The sequence below is a fragment of the Aeromonas sp. ZOR0002 genome, assembly GCF_963866995.1.
Taxonomy (GTDB): Bacteria; Pseudomonadota; Gammaproteobacteria; order Enterobacterales; family Aeromonadaceae; genus Aeromonas; species Aeromonas caviae.
Map to the genome: position 1 here is coordinate 10673 of NZ_CAWMFQ010000208.1, position 6997 is coordinate 17669.

At 62.4% G+C, this 6997-nt stretch carries 10 protein-coding genes and 1 pseudogene; 8 read left to right on the plus strand and 3 right to left on the minus strand.

The features are described 5' to 3' along the window. Positions 1–355, plus strand: a 355-nt coding sequence (locus AACR77_RS23160) for a LysR substrate-binding domain-containing protein (protein ID WP_231563229.1), incomplete at its 5' end; no start/stop codon positions are given. A gap of 18 nt (positions 356–373) precedes the next feature. Continuing rightward, complete coding sequence (locus tag AACR77_RS12380; protein WP_010672587.1) at positions 374–688, plus strand: putative signal transducing protein; 315 nt, start codon at positions 374–376, stop codon at positions 686–688. A 15-nt stretch (positions 689–703) separates the two neighbouring features. On the opposite strand, the gene AACR77_RS12385 is transcribed toward AACR77_RS12380, so the two are convergent. Beyond that, a complete protein-coding gene (locus tag AACR77_RS12385; protein WP_042881904.1) occupies positions 704–1987 on the minus strand; it encodes a dicarboxylate/amino acid:cation symporter in 1284 nt (427 codons plus the stop codon). Positions 1988–2195: 208 nt separating this feature from the next. Here AACR77_RS12385 and AACR77_RS12390 point away from each other — a divergent pair, with 208 nt between their 5' ends. Together AACR77_RS12390 and AACR77_RS12395 are read left to right on the plus strand one after the other, a co-directional pair. After that, positions 2196–2441: a YecH family metal-binding protein gene (locus AACR77_RS12390; protein WP_039040405.1), complete on the plus strand. Its 246-nt coding sequence runs from the start codon at positions 2196–2198 to the stop codon at positions 2439–2441. Between the two features lie 101 nt (positions 2442–2542). Further along, positions 2543–3142 (plus strand): YhgN family NAAT transporter, encoded by a 600-nt coding sequence (locus AACR77_RS12395; RefSeq protein WP_010672590.1) that lies wholly within the window; start codon positions 2543–2545, stop codon positions 3140–3142. A 60-nt stretch (positions 3143–3202) separates the two neighbouring features. Here the strand turns inward: AACR77_RS12395 and AACR77_RS12400 are convergent, their stop codons facing one another. Further along, a complete protein-coding gene (locus AACR77_RS12400; RefSeq protein ID WP_042881906.1) occupies positions 3203–4180 on the minus strand; it encodes a LysR substrate-binding domain-containing protein in 978 nt (325 codons plus the stop codon). A 292-nt stretch (positions 4181–4472) separates the two neighbouring features. On the opposite strand from AACR77_RS12400, the gene tatA reads away from it, so the two are divergent. The 3 genes from tatA (at position 4473) to AACR77_RS12415 (ending at position 6588) form a co-directional block, all read left to right on the plus strand. Beyond that, on the plus strand, positions 4473–4637 hold the full coding sequence (gene tatA, locus AACR77_RS12405) for a twin-arginine translocase TatA/TatE family subunit (RefSeq protein ID WP_010672592.1): 165 nt from the start codon (positions 4473–4475) through the stop codon (positions 4635–4637). Positions 4638–4647: 10 nt separating this feature from the next. Continuing rightward, positions 4648–4950 (plus strand): YfcZ/YiiS family protein, encoded by a 303-nt coding sequence (locus tag AACR77_RS12410; protein WP_010672593.1) that lies wholly within the window; start codon positions 4648–4650, stop codon positions 4948–4950. A 216-nt stretch (positions 4951–5166) separates the two neighbouring features. Further along, on the plus strand, positions 5167–6588 hold the full coding sequence (locus AACR77_RS12415) for a lytic transglycosylase F (protein WP_042881908.1): 1422 nt from the start codon (positions 5167–5169) through the stop codon (positions 6586–6588). A gap of 5 nt (positions 6589–6593) precedes the next feature. Here the strand turns inward: AACR77_RS12415 and AACR77_RS12420 are convergent, their stop codons facing one another. Further along, positions 6594–6755 carry a hypothetical protein gene (locus AACR77_RS12420; RefSeq protein WP_010672595.1) on the minus strand — a complete coding sequence of 54 codons (162 nt, stop codon included), beginning with the start codon at positions 6753–6755 and terminating at the stop codon, positions 6594–6596. 75 nt (positions 6756–6830) lie between these two features. Here AACR77_RS12420 and AACR77_RS12425 point away from each other — a divergent pair. Continuing rightward, positions 6831–6997, plus strand: a pseudogene (locus tag AACR77_RS12425) (phospholipase); the annotation flags it as partial.

Below are 6997 nucleotides of genomic sequence, written 5' to 3' on the forward strand. Positions count from 1 at the left end.
GGTGCATCACGAGCGGATCGCGGTCAGCACGGGGTTCCTCGCCTCGCACTGGTGTTTCGAGCTGGATGATCGTGAAGTGCTGGTGGATCCCCCGTCCCGCTTCCAGGTCAACAACATCACCTGTGCCAGGGAGGCGGCGAAGGCGGGGCTGGGGCTGGCTTCCCTGCCCGCCATGCTGTGCCATGATGAGCTGGCGAACGGGACGCTGGTCTCCTTGCTGCCGGAGTGGCAGCAACCCAGGGTACCCATCTACCTGCTGTTTCCCGAGCGGCGCCTGATGCCGCGCAAGCTGAGGGCATTCATCGATTTTCTGGTGGCCAACGGCCCGGCTTACGGTATCGACAAGCTGCTGTAAGGGTTTCGAGGACAACGTATGGATCAGTGGATTAACTTGTATCGCGCCTCTCACTCCCTGGAGGCGCATGCCCTGAAAGGGGCCTTGGAGGTAGAGGGAGTCAGGGTGCGCCTCAGCGGCGAAGGGCTCTCCGGCGCGCTCGGGGAGCTGCCGGTGGATCTGCTGCAAGTGACCCTGATGGTGAACGAGCGGGATCGTCAGCGGGCGGGCCGGATCATCGAGCGTTATCAGCAGCGCCAGGGCAACGGCTGGCTGTGCGGTCAGTGCGGGGAGGAGAACGGCGCCAACTTCGATATCTGCTGGCGCTGCCATCACGATCCCCAGGATCATTGAACGCCCCTCGCGCCCTCAGCGCAGGGTGAAGTCGATGTCATCCCCCGCATGGGCATCGTGGTAGGTGGCGAGATCCAGCTCCTTCTCGCTGCGGGCGATGAGCACGGAGACCAGGATGTCGCCGGAGACGTTGACCGTGGTGCGCGCCATGTCGAGGATCCGGTCTATGCCGGCGATGAGCGCCACCCCTTCCAGCGGCAGTCCCACGGCAGTGAGGGTCAGGGTCAGCAGCATCAGCCCGGTACCGGGTGTGCCCGCCGTGCCGATGCTGGCCAGTGTGACGATGCTGATGATGGTCAGGTAGTCCACCAGATGCAGATCCACCCCGAAGGCCTGGGCCACGAACAGGGCGGTGACTCCCTGATAGAGGGCGGTGCCATCCATGTTGATGGTGGCGCCGATGGGCAGCACCTTGGCGGTGATGGCGGGGGAGACCCCGAGCCTGCGTTCGGCGCAGGCCAGGCTGATGGGCAGGGTGCTGTTGCTTGAACTGCTGGTGAAGGCCACCGCCTGGGCATCGACGATGCTCTTGAAGTAGTGCAACGGGTTGAGGCGCGCCATCAGGAGCAGCAGGCTGCTGTAGACGCCGAGCACGTGGAGCAGGCAGCCGAGGTAGACGGCGCCGATCACCTTGAGCAGCGGCAACAGCAGGCTGACGCCGTACTTGCCGGTCATCCAGGCCATCAGGGCGCAGACGCCATAGGGGGCCAGGGCCATCACCATCTGGGTCAGCTTGAACATTCCCTCCGCCAATGAGGTAAAGAACAGGATGGCGGGGCGGCCGCGTCGTCCGGTGGCGTTGAGGGCGAGAGCGAGGGCCACGGCGAACACGATCACCTGCAATATCTTGCCATCGCCCATGGCCTGCACCGGGTTGCGCGGCACCAGGTGGCTCAGCACGCTGGCCAGGGTAGGTTGCTGCGCCATGGCGCCCCGTTCATAAGGACCCATGTTGGCGCCCATGCCCGGTTCCAGCAGCCAGCCCATCATCAGGCCGATGCAGATGGCGACGGCGGTGGAGCAGAGATAGAAGCCGATGGCCTTGCCGGCGATGCGGTCGAGCCGCTTGCCCTTGAGCAGGGCGGTGAGGCCTGCCAGGACGGAACAGAAGATGAGGGGCACCATCAGCATCTGGATGGTGTTGACGAACAGGACGCCGATGGGCTTGAGCAGCAGGGCCTGCTCGCTGAAGCAGAGCCCCAGACCTATCCCGGTCAGCATGCCGAGCAGGGTCTTCAACCAGAGCGGGCGACGGGTCCAGATCCGCCAGGGTTTGAAGACCAATCCATGGAACAGCATGACGCCAATGTCCTTATTTTCTGTCTGCGGTGGCAAAAAGGGGCGACAGTGTAGCCATCCCCCCGTCAGGTTGCCACATTATCGACAAAGCGGCGCTCACGACCAGCCCGCTGGCGTTAAAAAAGGCGTTTTGTTGGCCTATATCAAGAACCCTCTCCGGGCTTCGGGCTTTAATTGTCATCTGACATGATGATTAAAGAGGTTCGAGATGTCCCAATCGATACACGGTCACGAAGTGATGGAGATGATGCTGGAGCAGGAGAGTCCGTTTACCCGGGCCAGCCTCAGGGCGGCGATCGCCTCGCGCTTTGGTGCCGAGGCCCGGTTCCACACCTGCAGCGCCAGCGAGATGGACGCCGACGCCCTGATCGACTTCCTGGCTAGGCGCGGCAAGTTCATCGACTCGGAGTCAGGGTTCCAGACCCGCGCTGACAAGATCTGCAACCACGGATGATCGCCAGTGGCGAGCGCGGTGGGGCGCTCGCCGAATCCCGCCACCTTTGTTATATTTCGCCCTCCTTCCCCTCTTGTTGAAAGGTTCTGCCCGGGCGCTCTATGGACACATTCTCCGCTGCCGTCATGCTGTTTCTGATCATGGATCCGCTGGGCAACCTGCCGGTCTTCCTCTCCATCCTGCGCCATGTCGACCCCAAGCGTCGACGCAAGGTAATGCTGCGGGAGCTGTTGTTTTCACTGGTGATCATGATGGGCTTCCTGTTCGCCGGTCAGCAGATCCTGAGCTTCCTCAACCTGCGTCAGGAGGCGGTCAGCATCGCGGGGGGCATCATCCTCTTCCTCATCGCCATCAAGATGATCTTCCCGAGCCCCGGTGGCGTGACCGGGCTGGCGGCGGGGGAGGAGCCCTTCCTGGTGCCCATGGCCATCCCCATGATTGCAGGCCCCTCCATCCTGGCTTCCCTGCTGCTTCTGGCCAACCAGGAGCCGACCCGGATGGTGGACTGGTCATTGGCCCTGCTGATGGCCTGGGGGGCCAGCGCCGTGATCCTGATGTTCTACGAGCTGTTCAACAAGCTGCTGGGTGAGCGAGGACTCACCGCGGTGGAGCGGCTGATGGGCATGCTGCTGGTGATGATCTCGGTGCAGATGCTGCTGGACGGGGTACACCACTATCTGGCGGTGACGGGTCAGAACTGACGGGGCGAATGCTGATGTCAACGTGAAACGGGGCTTCTTGAGCCCCGTTTTTTTTGCGCGTCAGGCGGCAGCGGCCGGGTCGTCCGCCGAGGTTTCCAGCTTGCCCATGATGAGAGCGAGCAGGGTCTCCCGCAGCCAGCGATGGCCCGGATCCTCCTCGTGGCGCTGATGCCAGATGAGCAGGTGAGAGATGCTGTCCAGGGCGATGGGCAGCGGCAGCGGCACCAGGGGATAGACCTGGGTGGCGTGGCGGGCATAGAGCCTGGAGAGGGTCACTATCATGTCCGAGTGCATGCCCATGCGCAGGGCCGCCTCGAAGGAGGGCACGGTCGCCTCGATCCGGCGATAGAGATCCTGCTCCGCCAGCTTGTGATCCAGCATCCAGCGATCCCGCCCCTCGCAGTAGGTCTGCACATGGGGGTAGGCGAGGTAGCGGGCGAGATCCCACTCGGGCTCCTGCAAGGCAGGGTGATCCCGTTGCACCAGGCAGGTGAGATCGTCGATGGTGAGCAACCGCTGGCAGATGGCGTTGGGCAGGGTGTCGAGGCGAAAATCCGAATTGATGCAGTTCTCCCGCACCGTGAAGGCGATATCCACCTGGCCCTGGCTCATCTCGGTCAGGCTGTGCTCGGTCCACTCCTCGTAGCGCAGGCGGATGCCGGGGGCCTGACGCTTCAGTTCGCTCAGGTAGAGGGGGGCAAACAGGGTGAAGGCGCTGTCCATGCTGGCGATGACGAACTCCCGCTCCGTGCTGGCGGGATCGAAGTCCGGCGGCTGGATCAGGTTGTCCAGGGAGAGCAGTATGGGCTGCAGTTGCTGCTGGAGATCCAGGGCGCGGGGAGTGGGATCCATCCCGTAGGCCGAGCGCACGAACAGGGGATCGTCAAAGGTCTCCCGCAACCGCCCGAGGGCCTTGCTGACGGCGGACTGGCTCAGGTGCAAACGGCGTGCAGCCCGGCTGCCGTTGCGCTCTTCCAGCAAGACTTGCAGGATTATCAACAAGTTAAGGTCTATGCGTGCAAGCTGTTCCAGCAACATGATATGAATCCTCTTCAATTCCTAGATGAATATATACCATTTGTTTTCATATCTTGGCGATCCTATGCTCGACGGGTCTCTCGCCCTAGTGGCGGCTGGTACAGGATGTAGCGGTTGAGGGGACAAGTAGCACCGACTCATACGGCGGCCCATGGTCGCCGTATTTTTTTGCGCCTCGTCGCCGTTTTTGCGCGATTTTTTCGCCAACTTGCACCTGCCTTGATTTTGCCCAACAATCGATACGCTTTCTTTTGATACAACCTCCAGGTATCTAACAGTCAGGAGTCTCCCTATGGGACTGGGTGGCATTCATATCTGGCATCTGCTGATCCTGCTCGTGGTCGTCGTCGTGGTGTTTGGCAGCAAACGCCTGGCTGGCGCCGGTGAGGATCTGGGCACTGCCATCAGGGATTTTCGCAACGCCTTGCGCGACGATGACAATATCCGGAATAAGTAGGAGTGAACGTATGTCTGTAGACGAGAAAGTGGAACTGAACGAGACCTGTGACAGTTGCGGCTGTTTCGCCGAAATTGGCACCATCATCGGCGAAGGTGACGACGTCATGGAGCTGGTGATCGAGGCTGCTGCAGAAGCCGACGCCCGCGAGAAATTTGCGGCTTACGAGGCTCTGGCCAAGCAGGTCACTGCCGAAGCCAAAAGCAGCAGCGAGCTGAGCCGGGGCCCGGATGGCGTGATCCTGAAGGCCCGCCTGCAATTCACCTGCACCGCCGAGAAGCTGATCTTCGAGATGCGCGCCCGCTCCCTCTGAGATCGTGATGACACGGCAGGCTTGCCTGCCGTCTTGCTCTGCCCCTCGCTTTTTCCCTCCCTTTGCGTTGTATAGTGAGTTATCCCACGGACGATCCGTTTTCCGTCCGGCATGCGCCGATCGGCAGAAGATCCCGCGACGCCCCATGACTTGGCGCAGGCGCCTTCTGCGACAGACCCGACGGTGCGCACCGGCCCACAGCGAGGTGGTTAAATCATGATGCGGCGATGGATCTGGGCCCTGCTGGCTCTCTGCTCTCTCCCTCTGCTGGCGGCGGATCTCAAGCCGCAGTTGTTGCCCCAGGCCGGTGATCTCGAACACATCCTGCAAAAAAAAGAGCTCAGGGCCCTGGTGGTCTATGAGCGGGGGTTTTTCTTTTTCGACAAGGGAGCCCAGTACGGCATCCTGGTCAATCAGCTTCAGGGATTCGAACGCTGGTTGAACCAGACCTACCTGGCCAAGGAGAAGCTCAAGCTCAAGATCATTTATATCCCGGTGCGCCAGGACAAGCTGCTGGACTATCTGGCCGAGGGGCGCGGGGATCTGGTGGCCGCCAACCTGACGGTCACCCCCACCCGGCGCGAGCAGGTGACCTTCTCCCAGCCGCTGATCGCCCCCATCGAGGAGTGGGTGGTGAGCCAGCGGGATCTCCCTGCCTTCAATCGCATCACCCAGCTGTCCGGCCGGCGGATCTGGGTGCGAGCCAGCTCCAGTTATTTCGAGAGCCTGCACCAGCTCAACTGGCTGTTTCGGGAGCTGGGGTTGCCCCCGGTCTACATCGAGACGGTTCCCGAATACCTGCAGGACGGGGACCTGCTGGAGATGGTGTCAGCCGGGATCATTCCGCTGACGGTCACCGACAGCTTCAAGGGGCGGATCTGGCTCGACATGATTGGCGGCCTCAAGGCCCACAGACTGATACCGCTGCGGGACAAGGGGCGCAGCGCCTGGGCCCTGCGCAACAACAGCCCGGAGCTGCTCAAGGCGGTGAACGCCTACATCTCGGAGTCGAGCAAGCGGACCCTCTACAGTGACATGACATTGCGCCGCCTGCTGGCGCAGAGCGATCGCATGAGCAACATACTGGCGCCGGACCCGCTGGGGCGCCTGTCGACCATTCGCAAGGTACTTGAGACCCAGGCGGACAAGTATCAGCTGGACTGGCTGATGCTGGCCGCGCTGGCTTACAAGGAGTCGGGGCTCAATCCCAATGTCGGCTCTCACCGGGGGGCCGTCGGCATCATGCAACTGCTGCCGAGTACCGGCAAGGAGGTGGGGATCCGAGGCGCCAGACTCACCAGTCTGGAGGGCAATGTGGAGGCGGCCTGTCGCTACATGCGGCTCATCCTGGACACCTACTTCAATGATCCCGGGATGGACAGGCTCAATCGCCATCTGTTCGCCCTGGCCGCCTACAATGCGGGTCCGAACCGGGTCCAGGCATTGCAGGCCAAGGCGGCCGACAAGGGGCTGGATCCGAACGTCTGGTTTGGCAACGTGGAGCAGCTGGTGGCCAACGACGTGGGCCAGGGGCCCATCAACTACGTTGGCACCATCTACAAATACTACGTGGCCTACCGTTTCAGCCTGCCCCAGCTGGAGGGCAAGTCAGAGGCCATCGAGGCGGTGCAGCCCTGAGCCTGTCAATGCTGGCCGGGGAGGGGATCCTCGTGATGCTGCGCAAGGGGCTCCCAGCCCAGATCCCGGTGCTGCTGGTACCAGGGCATCAACAGCCTGGCCGGGGTGGGATCCGGTTGGCTGGCATGGGGTCTCTGACTGAGGGAGGGGTGGTCGCGCAGTTCCATCATCGGCTCCTTGACACTGGGCTATCGGGGCGGTTGTCTGGGTTATGCCACCACCAGATGACAGGGAGATGACCCTTGATCCCCGCCGAGTTTGCCTTGCTCGCCGATCCCGGCGCCGCCCTGAAGGCCCGATGCCAGTTGATCCGCCAGGCCCGCCACCGGATCCTCGCCCAGTATTACAGCTGGGAAGAGGACGGCAGCGGCAAGCTGCTGCTGGCGGAGCTGGGGCGGGCGGCCCGGCG

Coding starts and splice junctions, on each gene's coding strand:
- AACR77_RS12380 (WP_010672587.1), top strand. CDS start 374: ATGGATCAGTGGATTAACTTGTATCGCGCCTCTCACTCCCTGGAGGCG.
- AACR77_RS12385 (WP_042881904.1), bottom strand. CDS start 1,987: ATGCTGTTCCATGGATTGGTCTTCAAACCCTGGCGGATCTGGACCCGT.
- AACR77_RS12390 (WP_039040405.1), top strand. CDS start 2,196: ATGTCCCAATCGATACACGGTCACGAAGTGATGGAGATGATGCTGGAG.
- AACR77_RS12395 (WP_010672590.1), top strand. CDS start 2,543: ATGGACACATTCTCCGCTGCCGTCATGCTGTTTCTGATCATGGATCCG.
- AACR77_RS12400 (WP_042881906.1), bottom strand. CDS start 4,180: ATGTTGCTGGAACAGCTTGCACGCATAGACCTTAACTTGTTGATAATC.
- tatA (WP_010672592.1), top strand. CDS start 4,473: ATGGGACTGGGTGGCATTCATATCTGGCATCTGCTGATCCTGCTCGTG.
- AACR77_RS12410 (WP_010672593.1), top strand. CDS start 4,648: ATGTCTGTAGACGAGAAAGTGGAACTGAACGAGACCTGTGACAGTTGC.
- AACR77_RS12415 (WP_042881908.1), top strand. CDS start 5,167: ATGATGCGGCGATGGATCTGGGCCCTGCTGGCTCTCTGCTCTCTCCCT.
- AACR77_RS12420 (WP_010672595.1), bottom strand. CDS start 6,755: ATGGAACTGCGCGACCACCCCTCCCTCAGTCAGAGACCCCATGCCAGC.